The organism is Rhodoferax sp. GW821-FHT07G04 (genome assembly GCF_059418585.1).
This window is the reverse complement of record NZ_JBWKQD010000004.1, coordinates 153483-173857: the sequence shown is the minus strand read 5'-3', so window position 1 is coordinate 173857 and position 20375 is coordinate 153483. Positions and strand designations below refer to the sequence as shown.

16 protein-coding genes are annotated in these 20375 nt (G+C 61.4%); 9 read left to right on the top strand and 7 right to left on the bottom strand.

Features of this window, described 5'->3' with window-relative positions; translation table 11 throughout:
* The first annotated feature begins 249 nt into the window (after positions 1–249).
* From AC07OO_RS20110 to AC07OO_RS20080, 7 genes are all read left to right on the top strand, one after another.
* Complete coding sequence (locus AC07OO_RS20110) at positions 250–540, top strand: DnaJ domain-containing protein (protein ID WP_495083924.1); 291 nt, start codon at positions 250–252, stop codon at positions 538–540.
* Positions 537–1067, top strand: coding sequence for a hypothetical protein (locus tag AC07OO_RS20105; protein WP_495083923.1), 531 nt, complete (start codon positions 537–539; stop codon positions 1065–1067). The genes AC07OO_RS20110 and AC07OO_RS20105 overlap by 4 nt, the downstream gene beginning before the upstream one ends.
* A gap of 4 nt (positions 1068–1071) precedes the next feature.
* Positions 1072–1839 carry a hypothetical protein gene (locus tag AC07OO_RS20100; protein WP_495083922.1) on the top strand — a complete coding sequence of 256 codons (768 nt, stop codon included), beginning with the start codon at positions 1072–1074 and terminating at the stop codon, positions 1837–1839.
* Entirely contained in the window at positions 1839–3065 is a 1227-nt protein-coding gene (locus AC07OO_RS20095) for a hypothetical protein (protein ID WP_495083921.1), read from the top strand. The genes AC07OO_RS20100 and AC07OO_RS20095 overlap by 1 nt, the downstream gene beginning before the upstream one ends.
* 88 nt (positions 3066–3153) lie before the next feature.
* Complete coding sequence (locus AC07OO_RS20090) at positions 3154–3399, top strand: hypothetical protein (RefSeq protein ID WP_495083920.1); 246 nt, start codon at positions 3154–3156, stop codon at positions 3397–3399.
* Between the two features lie 3 nt (positions 3400–3402).
* Positions 3403–3987: a DsbC family protein gene (locus tag AC07OO_RS20085; protein WP_495083919.1), complete on the top strand. Its 585-nt coding sequence runs from the start codon at positions 3403–3405 to the stop codon at positions 3985–3987.
* Positions 3988–4004: 17 nt separating this feature from the next.
* Entirely contained in the window at positions 4005–5267 is a 1263-nt protein-coding gene (locus tag AC07OO_RS20080) for a putative Na+/H+ antiporter (protein WP_495083918.1), read from the top strand.
* A 33-nt stretch (positions 5268–5300) separates the two neighbouring features.
* Here the strand turns inward: AC07OO_RS20080 and AC07OO_RS20075 are convergent, their stop codons facing one another.
* Entirely contained in the window at positions 5301–5909 is a 609-nt protein-coding gene (locus AC07OO_RS20075; RefSeq protein WP_495083917.1) for a glutathione peroxidase, read from the bottom strand.
* A 269-nt stretch (positions 5910–6178) separates the two neighbouring features.
* Here AC07OO_RS20075 and AC07OO_RS20070 point away from each other — a divergent pair, with 269 nt between their 5' ends.
* Positions 6179–8323, top strand: coding sequence for a carbohydrate-binding module family 20 domain-containing protein (locus AC07OO_RS20070; protein WP_495083916.1), 2145 nt, complete (start codon positions 6179–6181; stop codon positions 8321–8323).
* Positions 8324–8476: 153 nt separating this feature from the next.
* Positions 8477–10480 (top strand): tetratricopeptide repeat protein, encoded by a 2004-nt coding sequence (locus AC07OO_RS20065; RefSeq protein WP_495083915.1) that lies wholly within the window; start codon positions 8477–8479, stop codon positions 10478–10480.
* A 266-nt stretch (positions 10481–10746) separates the two neighbouring features.
* On the opposite strand, the gene AC07OO_RS20060 is transcribed toward AC07OO_RS20065, so the two are convergent.
* The 6 genes from AC07OO_RS20060 to AC07OO_RS20035 all read right to left on the bottom strand — a co-directional run bounded on the left by AC07OO_RS20060 (position 10747) and on the right by AC07OO_RS20035 (position 20331).
* Complete coding sequence (locus tag AC07OO_RS20060; RefSeq protein WP_495084118.1) at positions 10747–11124, bottom strand: YdeI/OmpD-associated family protein; 378 nt, start codon at positions 11122–11124, stop codon at positions 10747–10749.
* Between the two features lie 276 nt (positions 11125–11400).
* Positions 11401–11823 (bottom strand): MmcQ/YjbR family DNA-binding protein, encoded by a 423-nt coding sequence (locus AC07OO_RS20055; protein ID WP_495083914.1) that lies wholly within the window; start codon positions 11821–11823, stop codon positions 11401–11403.
* Between the two features lie 7 nt (positions 11824–11830).
* The gene (gene purL, locus AC07OO_RS20050) at positions 11831–15898 is read right to left on the bottom strand and encodes a phosphoribosylformylglycinamidine synthase (RefSeq protein WP_495083913.1); all 4068 of its coding nucleotides are present in this window, start codon (positions 15896–15898) and stop codon (positions 11831–11833) included.
* Positions 15899–16020: 122 nt separating this feature from the next.
* Positions 16021–17133 (bottom strand): tetratricopeptide repeat protein, encoded by a 1113-nt coding sequence (locus AC07OO_RS20045; protein WP_495083912.1) that lies wholly within the window; start codon positions 17131–17133, stop codon positions 16021–16023.
* Between the two features lie 61 nt (positions 17134–17194).
* The gene (locus tag AC07OO_RS20040) at positions 17195–19018 is read right to left on the bottom strand and encodes an acyl-CoA dehydrogenase C-terminal domain-containing protein (protein WP_495083911.1); all 1824 of its coding nucleotides are present in this window, start codon (positions 19016–19018) and stop codon (positions 17195–17197) included.
* A 14-nt stretch (positions 19019–19032) separates the two neighbouring features.
* Complete coding sequence (locus AC07OO_RS20035) at positions 19033–20331, bottom strand: acetyl-CoA C-acetyltransferase (protein ID WP_495083910.1); 1299 nt, start codon at positions 20329–20331, stop codon at positions 19033–19035.
* Between the last annotated feature and the right edge of the window lie 44 nt (positions 20332–20375).

Genomic DNA, 20375 nt, shown 5'->3' with positions numbered 1-20375 from the left:
CTGGGGGATAAAGTGAGGTCAGACAAACAACCTCACCAGGAGACGACCCTCAGTCGCAATCGAACTAAGCAACATTGATGCCAGATTGATGCTGCTGGCCTTTCGACTCCATTGCACCAATCAACCCCTATGCCCTGAAGGCGCCGTATTCAGGCCTCCGGGTTAAAATAGCAGACGCCCATTTTTCGGAACCCCTGCATGCATGCCCACGCCACGCGAGCCATGAATGCTGCACTGCGCAGCATTTGAGTGAAAGACCACTACGCATCCTTGGGGCTCAACAGTTCGGCCACTTTGGCCGATATCAAGAAGGCCTTCCGCCAACAGGCATCCCTACACCACCCGGATCGCAACAGCGACCCCGGAGCGCCCGCGCGTTTTCGTGCGGTGCAAGAGGCTTATGACGTGCTGTCGGACGACGGCAAACGCCAAGCCTATGACGACAACCGCCGCCGCAATCTGTTGGACAGCCCCATCGACACCGCCCGCGAAATTTGGCAAACCTATTTCAACCGACTCAACCTAGACCGACCTGAATGAACATTTCCCCCTACTTTCGCAACCTGCGCTCGGCCTATAGCGCGGAACTGGAAGACCTGAGCTTTGACTCCGAAGGCGTCCATATCCTGGACAAGCGTTTGGCGCAACGGCGCAAGGAAATGGAATTCCTGGTCCACATGATGGAGATCAGCCCCGAGATGGTGGCGGTCGTTTTCCACAAGGGCTTTCGCTTCAACTCCTTAGCGGCCATGGACGACTTGCTCAGCCACGAGCCCGACAACCTACCCGACTGGGACAGCTTGGCCCACGCCATCGAAATGGCGCCGTGGACCGATGCCTTGGTGCGCGTTCTGCACAAGCAGCCTATGGGCGAGTGGTTCCTGACCGTTGCCGCTGCGCTGGAATACATGGTCAGCATGCCTGCACACCCGCAAGCTGACCAAGCGGAGGACGACGAAGAGGAGACCGACAACGAGGTGGAGGACGCGGAAGAGGCCGAGGCCCGTACCCGCGAAGAGGCCGCTGCCGACTGGATGGTCGAGCAAGGCTTTGACCGCAAGGAGTGATGGCATGAGCAACAACCTTGCACTCATTGCCAAGACGCAGAGCCTGATCGCCGCAGGCGACATCGTTGCCGCCGAATCCGCATTGGTCGAGTTGGCCGACACCGAGGGCGATGGCGCCCTGATGGTGGTGCTGGAGCAGTTGCCGCCCAAGGACATCCTGGCGGTGATACGTGAATACGACAACTCCAAAGAGTCCGTCATCAACCTGCTGGTCACGCCCGAGATGTTTGCCCGGGCCGTGGTCATCGAGAAGCAATACAAGGACCTGACCCGTACGCACCTGCGTGGCATGGTCAACTCGGTCATCTTCCGCGAAGATGGCGACCCGGTTGAATTCCTCAACGCCATTGGCGATCTGGAGGGCGGTAGCGAGGCGCTGGCTGACTACTTCTCCGAAAAGTGGAGCCGCATCGAAGCCTTTGCCCGCACCGGCACCTTCGACACCGTGGAAGACGACGGCGAGATGCTGTCCGAAACCGCCCTGCTGTCGCTGGCCTATGCGCCGCCCCGCATCGAGTTGGATGAAGTGACCGATCAGGACTGGATGCAGTTGGCCTGGCTGCTGCGCCACGAGTGCCCCGACCTTTTCACGGAAACCGTCTTGGTGCTGCGTGCCAAGGCACGTGCCCACGATCTGGGCCTGGACGGTGATGACGAGGCAGAAGCAGCGGCCGAGGAAGACGATGACGGCAAGGTGGAAACCGGAGACACCGACCGCGGCAAGGCAACCCCCGCGGCCCGCGAGGACGACGACGAGGAATCGGCCATCTGATGACGCCCCACGCAATCTCGCTGTTCGACGCGCGGCCGTTTTTCGAAAAGGCTCTGGCATACGGCGTACAGCACGGCATCATCAACCAGGCCAAGCTGGACAGCATCTGCCAGGACGCGCCCAAGGGCATGGTGCAGATCGCGCGCTACTTCGGCACCGAATTTCTGCGCCCCGAGCTAGAGAAAGCCCGGGACCGCATGGTCAACCTGATCAGCCTGTACCTGGAAAGCAGCAGCAGCGGTGACCTGCGGCTGGCGGCCGAGTCCTTGCGCGACAACTCCTTTCTGTCGCGCTCCAAGGGTGGCTCGGACATGCTCAAGGCCCTGATCGCCATGCCGCAAAACAGCCACTTCGGCATGAACGAAGGTCGTGCTTTCACCGACGACCAAATTCCGTTGCTAGCCAAATGGTCGTTGCGCACGCTGCCCGAGTACCAGACCGAACTCGCCCAGCGCACACAAGCCACACAATTGGTTGATGCAGCCGTCTGGATGGCCCAGAGCCTTGACCTGTCTGCCGACGAATTGGAAGAAGCTGGCAAAGATGCCGAGGCTGTCATACGCACGGCCCTGCTGGCGCGCTCCGCACGGCGCAGTGACATGCCAGACTGGGTGGCGTTTGAGAAGCTGATTCTGGCTCTGCGCAAGAAATACCCCAAATCCGACGACACAAGCCCACAAACCCTGCCCCCCCTCGCCCTCCCCAAAGACCTGCCGCCCGCGTTGGTGCCAGCCGTGGACCGGGTTCGCCAGTCTGTGTTGGATGACATGCCCAAGATTTTGGACACCGCCCTGCCGGTGCGTAAATTGTTCGACCAGACACCGGCCTTCATGGGCCGCTACTTCTGGCTGGAAGACGCCATCAGCGAGATTGACCACTTCGACCGCAGCGCGTCGGCCGCTTGGAACAACGCCACTGGCGGCCATGGCGATGATGGTTCACTGCTCACGCTGTTCCTGTGCATCGCAGCAGGTAGCGCACCCAAAACGGTGCTGACCGAAAAGGCCGCCGCCACGCTGATCCGCAAGATGCGCAAGTCCGGCCTGAAGCCAACATTGGCCACCGACTACATCTTCAGCCACGCACCCCAACACCACCAAAACGACTACGCCGAGTTGTGGAGTGCTTTTATCGAAGACGCACAGCCCACACTGCTCAGCGACCGGGATTACGCGCTCCACGATGCCCTGGCCCTGCTGCGGCGTGAATGCAATATTGGCCCCTGAGCCAACCAGCCATTGGATTGGACGTGAAAATTGCGAGCCCCCGGTGAATCCGCTACAGTGTTAGCAGCCACCCTTGAAGGGAAACGTAGTGAACACCAAGTCGCAAACACCTGCCCAACCCGCTGCGCCATCCCAAGAAAAGTCCCAAGAGCGCTATATGCCAGGTGACCCCATTCCGGTGCCCGATGCCGTGGAGGCCAATACCGAATCCAGCTGGGCACTGTTCTCGGACGTGCCGCGCCAACCCGACCCAGAACCGGAATTTCTGGACACTGTACCAGCCTCTATGCTGGACGAAGAACTTGCCGCCATCGTGCGCAAAAAAACGGAGTAAGCATTGAACCGTCGTCCCCTGATTGCATCCCTCGCGCTCATTCCCCTGCTATTGAGCGCCTGTTCCCAGCAAGAAGCCTCTAGTGGCGCCGCAAGCCCCAGCAAACAAGCCGTATCCGTGGAAACCGTGGCAGCACAGGCCAAAGGCTTTACTGTGGGCTCCATGATGAGCGCTCGTACGGTCTACGTCTTCTTTGACCCGCAGTGCCCCCACTGTGGCCACCTGTGGCAAGCCTCGTTGCCCTTGCACGCCAAGCTGAAGTTCGTATGGATACCTGTGGCCTGGATCAACGCCTCCAGCCTGCCCCAAGCAGCGACCCTGCTGACCGCCAGTAACCCAGTGGAGCAGATGACCGCGCACGAAGCTTTATTGCTGGCTGGCAAAGGCGGTATTTCTGCATCCGCCAGCGTGGCAGCGGAAGTCGAAAAGACCATCAAAGCCAACACCCAATTACTCAACAGCTTTGGTGCCGATTCGGTGCCCTACATCGTTGCCAAAGATGCCCGCAACGGCCAGGTCATAGGCCGCAGCGGTGCCATGGGCACGCCGGAGCTGGCCGCGCTGGCGGGAGTGGACGCTACGCCCTGATCCGCTTGGAGCACGCCATGCCCAGCATCAATGTGATCGCGGCCAGTCTTTTTGCGCTGGCCCTGCTGCACACCTTTTGCACCAAATTCTTTGAGCAGCTGGCCCACCGCCATCCTCGCCATGCGGGCCTGCTGCACCTGCTGGGCGAGGTCGAGGTGGTCTTTGGCTTCTGGGCCTTTGTACTGATCATTGCCATGGCCCTGATAGTGGGCGGGCCAGAGGCCATACGCTACGCCGAATCGCAGCACTACACCGAGCCGCTATTCGTATTCGTGATCATGGTGGTCGCAGCCTCCCGGCCAGTGCTGGCCAGTGTGGAGGCCCTCATCTCAACACTTGCTGCCCTTGCCCCGCTGCGCACCGTGGTAGCCCAGACCTGGGCCTGCCTAGCCCTGGTTCCGCTGATTGGATCGTTGATCACCGAGCCCGCCGCGATGACACTGGCCGCGCTGCTGCTGGCGCCACTGGTGTTCAGGCCCGGCATGCCCGAGCGGCTGAAATACGCAGCGCTGGGCGTGCTCTTTGTCAACGTGTCAATTGGCGGCACGCTCACGTCCTTCGCCGCACCGCCGGTGCTGATGGTGGCCAACGCCTGGAGCTGGGACAGTGCCTTCATGGCCCGCACGTTTGGCTGGCGCGCCGCCGTGGCCGTGTTGGTCAATGCCACGGCGATGGTCTTTGTGCTGCGCAGTCATTTGACCGATGCACAGGCCGCCGCGCCGGCGGACGACAACGCACCCCACCCCACCCCAGTGCCCCTAACCGTGCGGGCCATTCACATCGCCTTGCTGGCAGGCGTGGTGGTCTTCGCCCACCACCCGATCATTTTCATCGGCCTGTTTCTGTTCTTCTTGGGCTATACGCAGGCCTATGCGCGCCACCAGAGCCCCTTGATACTCAAAGAGGGCTTGTTGGTGGGGTTCTTCCTGGCGGGCCTGGTGGTGTTGGGTGGCATGCAGCAGTGGTGGCTGCAACCTATCGTGTCGGGCCTGCAGCCCACTGCCCTGTTCTTTGGCGCCATGGGGCTGACCGCGCTGACCGACAACGCCGCGCTCACATACCTAGGTTCGTTAATCACCGGCATCACCGACCCCGCTAAATATGCGCTGGTGGCCGGTGCGGTGGCGGGGGGTGGTCTGACGGTGATTGCCAATGCACCCAACCCCGCCGGCGTCGCGCTGCTCAAACGGGGTTTTGCCGACGAATCCATTGGCGCAGGCGGCCTGCTGCTGGGTGCCCTGGCACCAACAGCGGTCGCCGCGCTGGCGTTTCTGCTGTAGACCTGGCATGGGCTGGCTAGGCCAGCGCCGCCATCACTGCTGGTTCAGCGCCTTTTCAATGGCGGCGACCAGCGTCGTGCTTTGGGGCTCGACCTTGCTGGGGTAATTGGCCAGCACCTTGCCACGCCGGTCAATCAGGTATTTGCTGAAATTCCATTGCGGCTCGGCCTTGGTGGCCTTGCTAAGGTCCACATAGAGTGCATTCTTCTTGGCGCCGGCGACGTCGGACTTGGCAAACATCGGGAACTTCACGCCATAGGTGTTGAAGCAAAAATCAGCAATCTCCTTGGCCGACCCGGGCTCCTGCTCCCCGAACTCGTTCGACGGGAAGCCCAACACGACCAAACCCTTGCCTTGGTATTTGGCGTATAGCGCCTCCAACCCTTCGTACTGCTTGGTAAAGCCGCAATAGCTCGCCGTATTGACCACCAGCACCACCTTGCCCGCGTACTGGCACAGATTCTGGGGCGCGTCATCCTGCAGGCGGGGGAACTCATGTTGCAGTACCGCCGGGCAGGCGGCGCTTGCAACGGCTTTGTGGGCAGCCGGGGCTGCTGCGGTCTGCGCCATGGTGGAGGGAGTGGTCAGCAGGCCGCAAATGCCGGCTAGCCATGCGATGGTGTCAGTGCGTAGGGTCTTCATGCATCCATTATGGATGCCGTTGAAAATGTATTTTTACTATATATTGGTCAACAATTCGTAACCGCGAGGTAACTATTTCCTATAAATCACCGCAAAACCAAGTGTTTTCACCAATACCAACAAAAAGTAATAAAACTACATTCACTCCACCTCAATCGCACAGCACCGCCAAAAAGCAGCCAAACCTGCGGCGCAAGCCATAGCCCCCAAGGGATGCTTGATCGAGGTTGAACCGTTGCAAACGAAATCAACAACTAGATGGAGTAGACATGACAACTGGTATCCGATCACCCCTCGCAAAAATACTCGTGGCCGCAGGCACCCTGCTCTGCTGCGCGTTGACGGCCACCACCCCGGCCCATGCCGCCTTAAACCCCAGCGACACCTCGGTGCAGATGTTCCGCTGGAAGTGGAATGACATCGCCAAGGAATGCACCAACTGGCTGGGCCCGCAGGGCTACGGCGCCGTGCAAATTTCACCACCCCACGCAGCCGCGAGCCTGGGCTTCTGGTACGACATCTACCAGCCCGTGAACTACACCGATCTCAAAAGCGCCATGGGCACCGAGGCCGAGCTGCAAACCATGGTCAACACCTGCCACACGGCCGGCGTGCGCGTCTATGCGGACGTGGTCGTCAACCACCTGGCGGCCGGCGCTGGCACGGCCACCAACGGCCAGACCTGGAACTCCACCACGCTGACTTACCCTTTCTTCAGCACCAACGACTTCCATGCCAGCTGCGCGATACAGGACGCCGACTACGGCAGCCCCGGCAACCAGAGCAGCATCCGCAACTGCCGCCTGGTCGGCCTGCCTGATCTGTCCACCGAGTCCACCTACGTGCGCGGTCAGATCAAGAACTACCTCACCAAGCTCTTGAACATGGGCTTTGACGGTTTCCGTTTTGACGCGTCCAAACATATGCAACCGGCCGACCTGCAGGCCGTGGTCAGCGGCGTATCGCAGACCACATTGACGGGCGCACCGGTATGGGTCACGCACGAGATCATTCCCGATGGCAACGTGAACCGCGCAGACTACTTCACCAGCGGCACCGTCAACGAATTCAAGTTCACCTACGCCATGCGCGAGACCTTCCGCGGCACCAATGGCAACCAGCTCTCGCAGATTCGCACCTACATGGGCACGCCGGGCAACTGGGGCGGCACCTGGGGATTTGTGGACAGCGCCAAGGCCACGGTCTTCGTCAACAACTGGGACACCGAACGCAGCGGCGACTCGCTGATGGCCAGCAACTACACCGGCCTCACCAACGACACCCAGGGCTCCAAACGTTATGACCTGGCCAACATCTTCATGCTGGCGTGGCCCTATGGGCATGCGCAATTGCACTCGGGCTTCCGCTTCACCAACAAGGACCAGACCAGCCCCAGCGCCAGCCCGTTTGACGCCAACGGCAACCCGCAAATCAACGTGAACTGGGACTTCATCCACCGCTGGAGCGACATCTCCAACATGGTCAAGTTCCGCTCAACCACCTCGGGGCAAGACGTCAACAGTTTTGTCAGCGGCACGGTGAATCAGATCGCCTTTGGCCGCGGCAACAAGGGCTTTATCGCGATCAACAACGAGTTTTCCGCGTGGAACACCACACTGCAAACGTTGATGCCCGCAGGCACTTACTGCAATGTCATCGACGGTCAGGCCAACGCCGCACAAACGGCTTGCACCGGCAGCACCGTGGTCGTCAGCGCCAGCGGCCAAATCAGCATCAGCCTGCCTGCCAATGGCGGCGGCACCGTGCCAGCGGTCGCCATCCACATCAACCAGAAGCTCAATACCGACACCACCCCACCCAGCGTGCCCACAGGCTTGAGCAAGAGCAATGTGACGTCCAGCGCAGCCACCATCAGTTGGAACGCATCCACCGACAACGTGGGCGTGTCCACCTACCGCCTGCTGCGCAACGGCGCCCAGGTCGCGACCTCTGTATCCACCAGCGCGACCAACACCGGCCTGTCGCCCTCCACCACCTACAGCTACACCGTGCAGGCACTGGATGCAGCGGGAAACGTATCGGCCGCCAGTAGCCCCCTGTCCGTCACAACACTGGCCGCACCGGCGGGCTGCCAAGTGACCTTCACCATTGCGAACGCCAATACGGTCATGGGTCAAAACCTGTATGTGGTCGGCAACCAGACCGCCATTGGCAACTGGACGCCCGCATCAGGCTTTGCGCTGGCCATACAAGGCAGCGGCGCCAATGTGCCTTGGACGGGTACTGTGACGCTACCGGTCAGCACTGCTATTCAATACAAGTATGTGAAATGGAACGGCAGTACGGCGGTGTGGGAGAGCAACCAGTCCACGGCCTCCGGCAATCGCGAAATGACCACGCCGGCCAGCTGCGCCAGCCCTGTTGCGCGTAGCGACGGCAGCTTCAAGCTCTAACAGGTTAGCGCTACAAAGAAGCAGGAATGCCAGTTTGGGCAATATTGAGAACGAGGCCGGGACAAAGGCCAGCGTTTCCTGTTTTTTGAGTGGGGGTGCCATACAAGGCGCTCAGTACAATGCTGACAGCATTCCCTTCTCTCGATATACCCCATGCCTGCTGTCTTCCCCGCGCCTTGGGCCAACCTGTACCAAGATGCAGTCACTCTGCACCAACGGGGGCAATTGGAACTGGCTAGCCAACGCTACCAAGAAGTTTTAAAGCACCAACCGCAACACCATCAAGCCCAGCATCTATTGGGCGTCATTGCCGCACAACAGGGTCGCTCTGCGGAGGCCGTAGAGCGAATCGCCAAAGCCATTGCCCTATTTGCAGGTGATCCCAATTACCACATCAACCATGGCAATGCATGTCGCGCGCTAGGTCAGTTGGAAGCAGCGAAGACCAGTTATCACAAGGCGATCCAGCTTCAGCCCAACAACCCTCAGGCGCATGCCAGCCTGGGGGCCGTGTTCCAGGGGCTAGGTCAAATGAGCGAGGCCATACGCTGTTACGACACTGCATTGCGCATCAAGCCAGGTTCGTTTGAGGCACAGTACAACCGGGCAGTGGCCTTGCAGGCAACAGAAAAGCCATTGGAAGCCTTGGCAGGATTCGATCAAGCATTGGCCTTGATGCCAGGCTTTGTAGACGGTCACTTCAGGCGCGGCGTGGTACTGCAACAATTGGGACGCTCGGAGGCAGCAGTGGCTGCCTATGACCGCGTCACATCACTTCTGCCGAGCCATGCCGAAGCGTTCTACAACATGGGAGTTGCCCTGGCAGAGTTGCACCGCTTCGAAGATGCCATTGCCAGCTATGACAAGGCTATCGCAAACAAAGCGGATTTCGCCCAGGCCCATGGCAATCGCGGTGCAGCCTTGCTACAACTGCGACGGTGGGGCGATGCTTTGTCGAGCTTGGAGCGCTCCATTGAGCTCGCGCCGGAGTACACGGAGGCCCTCGTGAACCGCGGCGTAGCTCTGCATGCCTTGCAACGGTGGGACGAAGCACTGAAGAGCTATGCGCGGGCGCTGGAGACAGATCCGCAGTCCGTGAATGCCCTTGTCAACCGAGGCGTCGTACTCCATGCCTGCAACCAGTTGGATCCAGCGCTAGAAAGTTACGATCAGGCCATCGCCCTAATGCCGGAGGCTGCTGAGGCGCATTTCTTTAAGTCCCTCATCCTGCTGCTACGAGGTCAACTCCAAGTGGGTTGGAGCGAATACCGCTGGTTCTGGAAAACACCCCAAGGTGCCGCACGCCTGCGGACATTTGTGCAACCCACATGGACAGGCCAGGAACCGGTAAAGGGTCTCCGCGTGCTGGTACACAGCGAGCAGGGACTGGGCGACATGATCCAATTCTCTCGCTACGCCCGCCTCTTGGCCGCGCGGGGTGCCCATGTCATAGTGGAGGTGCCCTCGCCTCTATTGGATGCTTTGCAAGCACTGGAGGGGGTTTCTGAATGGGTCAGCAAAGGCGATGCACTGCCGCAATTTGACTACCAATGCCTGCTGCTGAGCCTGCCGGGCATCTTCGACACTGACTTAAACAACATTCCAACACCGGGTGCCTATCTGTCCTGCAACCCCGGCAGACTAGCCCAGTGGCGGGAACGTCTGGGGCACACACAGCAGCGACGCGTAGGCTTGGTTTGGAGCGGTAGCAAAGAACATATGAATGACGCCCATCGCAGTCTGTCGCTGGACACCCTCCTGTCGCGGTTGCCCGTGGGGTTCGACTATGTCAGCCTGCAAAAGGAACTGCGGGATGACGACATCGGTGCGTTGAAGAGTCGCTCCGACGTGCGGCACTTTGGGGATGCCATCCACGACTTTGCGGATACGGCCGCGCTGTGCGAACTCATGGACGTTGTGGTGAGTGTCGACACCAGCGTGGCCCACTTGGCAGGCGCTATGGGCCGCCCCACCTGGGTCATGCTGGCTGCTGTCCCGGACTGGCGCTGGCTGCAGGCCCGCGCGGATAGCCCCTGGTACGCCTCGGTCCGGCTATTTCGCCAAACCGTGCAAGGCGACTGGAATGCGGTCCTGCAAGCTGTCGCGCAAGACTTGGTTGATAAAGTCAAACCAACTAACGAGCTCACACCTCCATAGCTGCACCGCACTGCTCTCGCCTGTTCATGCCACCACCCAACGGTGGGCCAGAAACAATGTGCCATGGACGGGCACCGTGACGCTGTCCGTCCGCACAGCCCGTCCAATACAAGTATGTGAAGTGAAATGGCAGCACAGCGGAGTGGGATAGCAGCCAGTCCACATCCTCCGGCAACCACGAGATGACAACACCCGCCCGCTCAGCGTGGGCTTTTTTTGGGTCAAAAAAGCGAGTGCACCGCAGCGAGAAGTTTAGTAAGGTTGGCTTAGGCCGCACCTTGCCGCAAATCAGCAACGAGTTTGAACACTCTGCGTTGCCGGGTTTCTGGAGACTTGGCTTCTTCGATTGCCTTGACGTGCTTGCGCTTAAGACCAAACGGCAAGCGATCAAAGGCCAATCGCGCTTCCCGGATGTTGTCCAAAGCTGCCGCGAGATCTGTGGGCTCTGGCACTACTCTTGGCTCAGTGTCGCGTTCAAGCACAACTTGGATCAGTTCCGCCTCGGCGATGCCACTTGCAGATCTATTGGCTGCACTGATTCCAATCAAGCACTGCCCGCGCATGAGGGCTACTCTGCTTCGCCAAGTATGACCATTGATTGAAACTACAACGAGCGGCCTAGCCTCAGGCCCAAGGGCCTCCATGACTGCTGCTGGAACCACAACGGCGGTCGCGTTACCGGATGGAATGACTGTGGCTTGAAACTTCATGTTGGTGAGTGAATGGAGCGGTGTTTGTCTGCGGTCTAACGTTTGCAGTGAAACCTGTCTCATCAACAGAGTCGTTTTGAACCATGATTCCACTCCCGGCATTTATAAGTGGTTGATTTGTAACTGAATTGCCACCAGGCCTCATCGTGACCCAAAACAAAATAGCGACAAACTCTACAACAACCAATCTAATTGGACGCGTTCGACGAACTACCGCTTCCCATCCGGCAACTCCCCCGCCTTCACCCACGGCTGCTCATCCTCTAGCTGCTTGAGCAGCCGCTTGGGTGCCTGCGCACGGTAGCTTTCCATCATCCATCGCATCACGGTGTCCAGCACCACCGCTTCGTCGGACGCAAAGCTCAGCGAAACCCATCCGCTCTTGCCCAGGCCATACCCCGTGGGTTTGGCATTGGGGTATGCCTCCAGCACGGCCTTGCCGGTTACAGGCAGCTTGGCGGATACGGCCAGGCCGCCGTCGTCGTGCAAGCTCAGGTACACGAAGGTCTTGTTATTGACCGCCACATCGTCATGCCCCGGCCATGGGCTTTTGGGGGTGGTGCCGGGCAAGCTCAAGCCAAAGGCCTTGAGCTTTTTCAGTGTTGCGGCGTGGGCGTGCCGCTGTTGAGCCACAGCGCGTTTACCCCACCCAACGCCTTGCGTTGTGCCAAACCTGTATCCAGGGGCTGTGCGCGCTGCGGTCGCCATCTGTCCAGCTCATCTGTACGTTGCGGAAAACCCGCTCGGGGTGCGGCATCCACGCGGTGAAGCGGCCGTCAGGGGTGGTCACACCGGTCAGGCCGCCGGGGCTGCCGTTGGGGTTGAAGGGATAGGCTTCGGTTGCCGCGCCATGGTTGTCGGTGTAGCGCATGGCGGCCACGGCCTTGCCTGCGTTGCCGCGGTACTTAAAGTTTGCGTAACCTTCGCCATGGGCCACGGCCACCGGCAGGCGGCTGCCGGCCATGCCGGACAGGAAGATGGATGGGGATTCCAGAATCTCCACCATCGACAGGCGCGCCTCGAAGCGCTCGCTCTGGTTGGTGGTGAAACGCGGCCAGTCCTGCGCGCCGGGGATGATGTCAGCCAACTCGGCAAACATCTGGCAGCCGTTGCACACGCCCAGGCCAAACGTGTCCGTGCGGGCAAAGAAGGTCTTGAACTGGTCGGCCAAGGCGTTGTTGAAGGTGATGGAGCGCGCCCAGCCAATGCCGGCGCCCAGCGTGTCGCCATAGCTAAAGCCGCCACAGGCCACGATGCCCTTGAAGTCCGCCAGTTGGGCACGGCCCGTTTGCAGGTCGGTCATGTGGACGTCGTAGGCCTCGAACCCGGCCTCGGTGAATACATAGGCCATTTCCACATGGGAATTGACGCCCTGCTCACGCAGCACCGCTACCTTGGGACGAGCGGCGAGAATGGCGGGCGCTACATTCTTCGTAGCGGTATACGTAGATTCCACGAGGACTAGCGCCTGATTTGACAAATGCACATGCAGCCCAGGGTCGCCTAGCGCACCGGCGGCGCTGTGCTCGGCATCGGCACAGGCGGGGTTGTCGCGCTGCTGGCAGATCTTCCAGCTGACTGCGTCCCAGACCTGGTGCAGGTCGGCCAGCGGGGCCTTGAAGATGGCCTTGGCATCGCGCCAGATTTGCAGTTCGTTCTTGCCAGCGTCGATTTCACTGGAGGCCGGGCGCGTCTTGCCGATGAAGTGGCTGTGGGCGGACAGATTATGCTCACGCAGCGTGGCCATGACCTCGCTGCGCTGCGCGGTGCGCACCTGCAGCACGACACCCAGCTCTTCGCTGAACAAGGCTTTCAGCGTCAGCTCTTCGCGGCGGGCACCCACCTGCCCTGCCCAGTTTTTGCTGTCACCCACGTCCATGCGGCTGTCGGAGATGCCGTCGCCCTCGGTGACCAGCATGTCGACGTTCAGCGACACACCGACGCGGCCGGCAAAAGCCATCTCGGCCACGGTGGCCAGCAGGCCGCCGTCGCTGCGGTCGTGGTAGGCCAGGATCTTGCCTTGGGCGCGCAAAGCGTTCACGGCGTTCACCAGGTTGACCAGGTCCTTGGCGTTGTCCAGATCGGGGACCGCGTCGCCCACCTGGTTCAGCGTTTGCGCCAGGATGCTGGTGGCCATGCGGTTCTTGCCGTGGCCCAGGTCGACCAGCACCAAAGTGGTGTCTTCGGATGCATTCAATTGGGGCGTCAGCGTGCCGCGCACATCGGCCAAGGTTGCGAAGGCGCTGACGATCAGGGACACGGGGGATGTGACCTTCTTGTCGTCTGCGTTGGAATCCTTCCACTGCGTGCGCATGGACAACGAGTCCTTGCCCACGGGGATGGACACGCCCAGCGCCGGGCACAGCTCCAGGCCCACGGCCTTGACAGTGGCGTACAGCGCGGCGTCTTCACCCGGTTCGCCACAGGCGGCCATCCAGTTGGCGGACAGCTTGACGCGGGGCAACTCGATGGGCGCAGCCAGCAGGTTGGTGATCGCCTCGGCCACGGCCATGCGGCCCGATGCCGGTGCATCCAGCGCGGCCAGCGGCGTGCGTTCGCCCATGGACATGGCTTCGCCGGCAAAGCCCTTGAAGTCGGCCAGCGTGACGGCGCAATCCGCCACCGGCACCTGCCAGGGGCCGACCATCTGGTCGCGGTGGGTCAGGCCACCGACGGTGCGGTCACCAATGGTGACCAGGAAGCGTTTGGAGGCGACGGTGGGGTGGGCCAGCACGTCGATGACGGCCTTCTGGATGTCGACGCCGGTCAGGTCCAGGGGCTTGAAGGTGCGGGCTACGGTTTTGACGTCGCGGTGCATCTTGGGCGGCTTGCCCAAGAGCACATTCATGGGCATATCCACTGGCGATTCGGCGCCCTCGTCCACCAGCTTCAGCTGGCGTTCTTCGGTGGCCACGCCAATCACAGCAAACGGGCAACGTTCGCGCTCGCAGATGGCGGTGAACAGGTCCAGCGACTCGGGTGCAATCGCCATCACGTAGCGTTCCTGGCTCTCGTTGCACCAGATTTCCTTGGGCGCCATGCCGGACTCTTCCAGCTGGACGGCGCGCAGGTCGAAACGGGCACCACGGCCGGCGTCATTGGTCAGTTCGGGGAAGGCGTTGGACAAACCACCGGCGCCGACATCGTGGATCGCCAAGATCGGGTTGCCGGGTTGCTCGGCCGTACCCTGCCCCAGCATCCAGCACTGGTTGATGACTTCTTGCGCCCGGCGCTCAATCTCGGGGTTGCCGCGCTGCACCGAATCAAAGTCCAGCTCGGCGGCGTTAGCACCCGTGGCCATGGAGCTGGCCGCGCTGCCGCCCATGCCGATGCGCATGCCGGGGCCGCCCAGCTGGATCAGCAGGCTGCCGGCGGGGAATTCGATCTTGTGGGTCTGCGTGGCGTCGATGACGCCCAGGCCACCGGCAATCATGATGGGCTTGTGGTAGCCGCGCTGCACGGTGTCCACATTGCTGGCCACGCTTTGCTCGTATTCGCGGAAGTAGCCCAGCAGATTGGGCCGGCCAAATTCGTTGTTGAAGGCCGCGCCACCCAGCGGGCCTTCGACCATGATCTGCAGCGGGCTGGCAATGTGCTCGGGCTTGCCGAAATCTCCGCCCCAGAGCTTGGACACGGTGAAACCGGTCAAGCCTGCCTTGGGCTTGGAGCCGCGGCCGGTGGCGCCTTCGTCACGGATCTCGCCGCCCGCGCCGGTGGACGCGCCGGGGAATGGGGAGATGGCCGTGGGGTGGTTGTGCGTCTCCACCTTCATCAGGATGTGGTTGGTCTCGCTATGCTTTTCGTAGCTGGCTACGACCATTCCACGGGGGCCAGGGCCCGATTGGCCCTTCATGTCTGCTGATTTTGCTACGAAGCGTTCGACCACCACGCCTTCCATGACCGACGCATTGTCCGAATACGCCACCAGCATGTGCTGGGGGTTGGTCTGGTGCGTGTGGCGGATCATGCCAAACATGCTCTTGTCCTGCGCCACGCCGTCGATCGTGAATTGGGCGTTGAAAATCTTGTGGCGGCAGTGTTCGCTATTGGCCTGGGCAAACATCATCAGTTCTACGTCGGTCGGGTTGCGGCCCAGCGTCGTGAAGGCGTTGACCAGGTAGTCGATCTCGTCAGCGGCCAGGGCCAGGCCGAACTGGGTGTTGGCCTTGACCAGGGCATCCTTGCCACCCTTGAGCACGTCCACATGGTCCATGGGCGCGGCCTGCAGGGCGCCAAACAGGCCTAGGGCCTGGGCACGCTCCAGCATGGCGCTTTCGGTCATGCGGTCGTGCAGCACGGCGGCGACCTGCTGCAGTTGCTCGGCCGTCAGCGCGGTCTTGCTCAGCAGGCCGTTCTTCAGCGTCAGGCGGTATTCCACCAGGCGTTCAATACGCTTGACGGCCAGGCCGCAGTTGTGGGCGATGTCGGTCGCCTTGGACGCCCAGGGCGACACGGTGCCCAGGCGGGGCGACACCACAATCAACGGGCCATCCGTGGGACCGACATAAGGGTCGCCGTAAGTCAGCAGCGCGGCCAGTTGCTCGCTCAGCGCGGCATCTGGCGCCACATCGCTGGCCACCAAATGGACAAAACGGGCCGAAATGCCCGCAATTTTCTCGTGGATGCCCTGCAAAGCAGGCAGAAGTTGTTGGATACGGAAGCTGCTCAGGGCGTTGCTGCCCTCGAATTGGGTGATGTGCAGAGTCACTGGGGCGGCCTGTTGGGTGGGCTGGGGGTTGAAGGTTCAGCTTTTACCCGTACGCTGAATGGGCACGGGCCTAAAGCCTGCTGATTTTAGCCGCCCCGGCGTGCCGCTCCTGCGGCAAGCCTTCATCGCTTGATGGACTCGATGCGCGCGGCGCGCTTTTGGGCCTCTTGCGCTAGCTTGGGCCGGTGGGTCGCGCGATAGAGAACGGCCAGGTTGTTCAGACTTTTGGCCACTTCGGGGTGGTCCGGGCCAAGGGATTTCTCCCAGATCGCCAGCGAGCGCTTGTAGAGCGGCTCGGCCCGCGCGTAGAAGCCCTGTGCACTGTAAAGCTCTGCGAGGTTGTTGAGCCCGTTGGCGACGTCGGGGTGATCCGGACCCAAGGCTTTTTCGCGGATAGCCAATGAACGCTTGTAGAGAGGCTCCGCCAGCGCATACGCCTTGTTTTGGCGGTAAAGCAATGCGAGGTTGTTCAGGCTGCTGGCCACCGCCGGATGGTCCGGGCCGAGCGTCGTTTCCCATATCTTCAGCGCGCGTTGGTAGCGCGGCTCCGCCAGCGCGGTCCGGCCTTGAACCTGGTCCAGCGCCGCCAGGCTGTTCAGGCTGTTGGCGACATCCGGGTGGTGGGGCCCCAGCATCTTCTCCCGGATCGCCAGTGAACGCTGGTAGAGGGGTTCCGCGCGAGCGTACTGGTCTTGCACGCGGTAGAGTTCGGCAAGACTGTGCAAGCTGCTGGCCACAAGCGGATGCTCCGGTCCCAGCGCCTTCTCTCGGATTGCCAAGGCGCGCTGGAAGAATGGCTCGGCCTGTGCATAGCGCCCTTGCGCGCGGGCGAGTTCTGCGAGGCCGTTCAGGCTGTTGGCGACGGTGGGATGGTTCGGACCCAGCGTCTTCTCAAAGATCCCCAATGCGCGCAGGTAAAACGGTTCCGCCTGCGCATACTGGCCTTGCGCGCGGTAGATCTCCGCAATCCCGTTCAGGCTGTTGGCAACGTTCGGATGGGCTGGGTCGAATTTCCGCTCCGCAAGCGCCAGGGTCTCTTTCGCCGCCACCAGGGCGTCGGAGTAGTTGCCAGCCTGGTACAGCAGCACGGCTTCGTGGTTCTGGGCCAGCCATTCGTCGTTGGCGGCGTCAGCGGCACAAGCTGCCGACGCCATCGTGCAGGCCAGCACCCATGCCACGCAAACGGCCATCCAGTTGCGGGCATAGCCATTGCTATGCATTACATAGCGCATCATGTAATACCGGCGAGGGCTAGCGGCTCAAACAACTTATGACCTTGCTGCCATGCGGTGGTTTTCACGCCATCTGAAACAGTTCCTGCGGCATCTGCATCACCGCGCTGGTGGGTGCCAGCGCTGCGCTGTAGTGCGCGTCGGCGCGGGGCAGCAGGCGCGCAAAGTAGAACTCGGCGGTCTGGATCTTGGCCGTGTAGAAGTCGTTGGACTCCTTGCCCTTGCCGCTGGCCAGCAGTTCGTTCGCCTTGGATGCCTGCAGCGCCCAGAAGTAAGCCATCATCACAAAGCCGGAGTACATCAGGTAGTCCACGCTGGACGAGCCTACTTGTTCGCGGTCCTTGGAGGCGCGCAGCATGATGAGTGTGGTCAACACATTCCACTGGGCCGTGCGGCGCGCCAGCGTGCGCATCATCTGGCCCATGGGCGTGCGTTGCAACGCATAGGGCTTGACCATGCGCAGGATGGTGGCGCTGAAATCGCGCACACACTTGCCCTTGGTGTTGAGCAACACCTTGCGACCCAGCAGGTCCAGCGCCTGGATGCCGGTGGTACCTTCGTACAGCGTGGAGATGCGGGCATCGCGCGCGATCTGCTCCATGCCGTGTTCGCCGATGTAGCCGTGTCCGCCAAACACCTGGATGCCCAGGTTGGCTGCTTCCAGGCCCATCTCGGTCAAGAAGCCCTTCAAGATGGGGGTGTAGAAGCCCAGCTCGTCGTCGTATTTCTTGTAGGCCGCCTGGTCGCCGTCTTGCACCGCGGTGAACATCTTGTCGGCGATCTTGGACGCCCCGTAAATCATGGCACGGCCGCCCTCGGCGATGGCTTTTTGCGTCAGCAGCATGCGGCGCACATCGGGGTGCCAGATTAGGGCATCTGCCACCTGCTCGGGTTCTTTCTTGCCCGACAGCGCGCGCATGGAGCGGCGCTCTTGGGCGTAGGGCAATGCGCCCTGGAACGACAGCTCGGCATGGGCCACACCCTGGATGGCGGTGCCGATGCGGGCCGTGTTCATGAAGGTGAACATGGCTTCCAGGCCCTTGTTGGGCTCGCCAATCAAGGTGCCGATGGCGCCGTCAAAGTTCAGCACGGCCGTCGCATTGGCGGCGATGCCCATTTTGTGCTCCAGCGAGCCGGTGTTGACGCCATTGCGCGCACCGACCGCGCCGTCAGCAGCGACAGCAAACTTCGGGACAACGAACAGCGAGATGCCACGGGTGCCCGCTGGCGCATCGGGGAGGCGGGCCAGCACGATGTGGACGATGTTTTCCGCCAGATCGTGGTCACCGGCCGAGATAAAAATCTTGGTGCCCGTCAGCGCATACGTGCCATCCGCTTGCGGCTCGGCACGGGTCTTGACCTGGGCCAGATCGGTGCCGCACTGGGGCTCGGTCAGGCACATGGTGCCGGTCCATTCACCCGCCACCAGGCGCGGCAAGTAGACGGTCTTAATGGCGTCCGTGCCGTACTGCAGCAGCGTGTTGATGCAGCCAATGCTCAGGCCGGGGTACATGTTGAACGACCAGTTGGCCGCGCCCATCATTTCCGACTTCATCAGGTTCAGCGACATGGGCAGGCCCTGGCCGCCGTATTCCACGGGAAAGGACAGGCCTTGCCAGCCACCGGCCACGAACTCGGCGTAGGCCTCCTTGAAACCCTTGGGCGTGGTCACCACGCCGTCATTCAGTTTGCAGCCTTCCTTGTCACCGGATGCGTTCAGTGGTGCCAGCACCTCTTCGCACAGCGTGGCCGCGCCTTCCAGAATGGCATCGACCATCTCGGGCGTGGCTTCGCCGCCATTGGACAGCATGCTGTAGTGCTGGGGGTAGTCCAGCACTTCGTTGATCAGAAAGCGCATGTCGCGCAGGGGGGCTTTGTATTGCAGCATGGTGGCGAATCTCTTTAACGTTCAATGATGGCGACAACGCCTTGGCCACCTGCGGCGCAGATGGAGATCAACCCGCGGCCGGAGCCCTTTTGCGCCAGCATCTTGGCCAGCGTGGCCACGATGCGGCCGCCGGTTGCGGCAAAGGGGTGACCCGCAGCCAGCGAGCTGCCGTTCACGTTCAACTTCTTCATGTCGATCTTGCCCAACGGCTTGTCCAGACCCAGCTGCTGCTTGCAGAACACCTTGTCCTGCCATGCGTTCAGCGTGCACAACACTTGGGCAGCAAAGGCTTCGTGGATTTCGTAGTAGTCAAAGTCTTGCAGCGTCAGGCCGGCGCGCGCCAGCATGCGGGGCACGGCGTAGGCCGGGGCCATCAGCAGGCCTTCCTTCTTGTCGAAGAAGTCCACGGCAGCCACTTCGCTGAAGGTGATATAGGCCTGAACCGGCAGATTGCGCGCGGCGGCCCACTCTTCGCTGGCCAGCAGCACGGCAGATGCGCCATCGGTCAGCGGTGTGGAGTTGCCGGCGGTCAGCGTGCCCTGGCCGGGTGCTACCTTCTTGTCGAACACGGGCTTGAGCGAACGCAGCTTCTCGATCGTCAGGTCGGCGCGCAGGTTGTTGTCCTTGGTAACACCCTTGAACGGTGTCATCAGGTCGGTGAAGAAACCGTTGTCGTAGGCCTTGGCCAGGTTCTGGTGGCTCTTCAACGCCAGTTCGTCTTGGGCTTCACGGGTGATGGCCCATTCACGCGCCATGATCTCGGCGTGTTCACCCATGGAGAAACCGGTGCGTGGCTCGCCATTGCGGGGCAGCGCGGGCTTGAGCAGCATGGAGGGGCGCACACGTGCGGCAATCGCCAGGCGCTGGGCGCCGGTCTTGGCACGGGACAGGTCCAGCAGGATCTTGCGCAGCTTTTCGTTCAACGCAATGGGGGCGTCCGATGTGGTGTCCACACCGCCGGCAATGCCGCTGTCGATATGGCCCAGCGCAATCTTGTTGGCCACCAGCATGGCGGCTTCGAGGCCGGTGCCGCAGGCTTGCTGGATGTCAAAGGCCGGGGTTTCGCGGGCCAGCGTGGTGGACAGCACAGATTCGCGCACCAGGTTGAAGTCACGCGAATGCTTCATGACCGCACCGGCCACCACGTCACCCAGGCGTTCGCCGTGCAGGTTGTAGCGGTCCACCAGGCCTTGCAGCGTGGCGGTCAGCATCTCCTGGTTGGAGGCTTGGGAGTAGACGGTATTGGAGCGGGCGAAAGGGATGCGGTTGCCGCCCAGGATGGCGACGCGGCGAACGGTGGTGTTGGTGGTCATGGGTGTGTTGTTCCGTGTGGGGAGAAAAACAAATTCAATGGCTT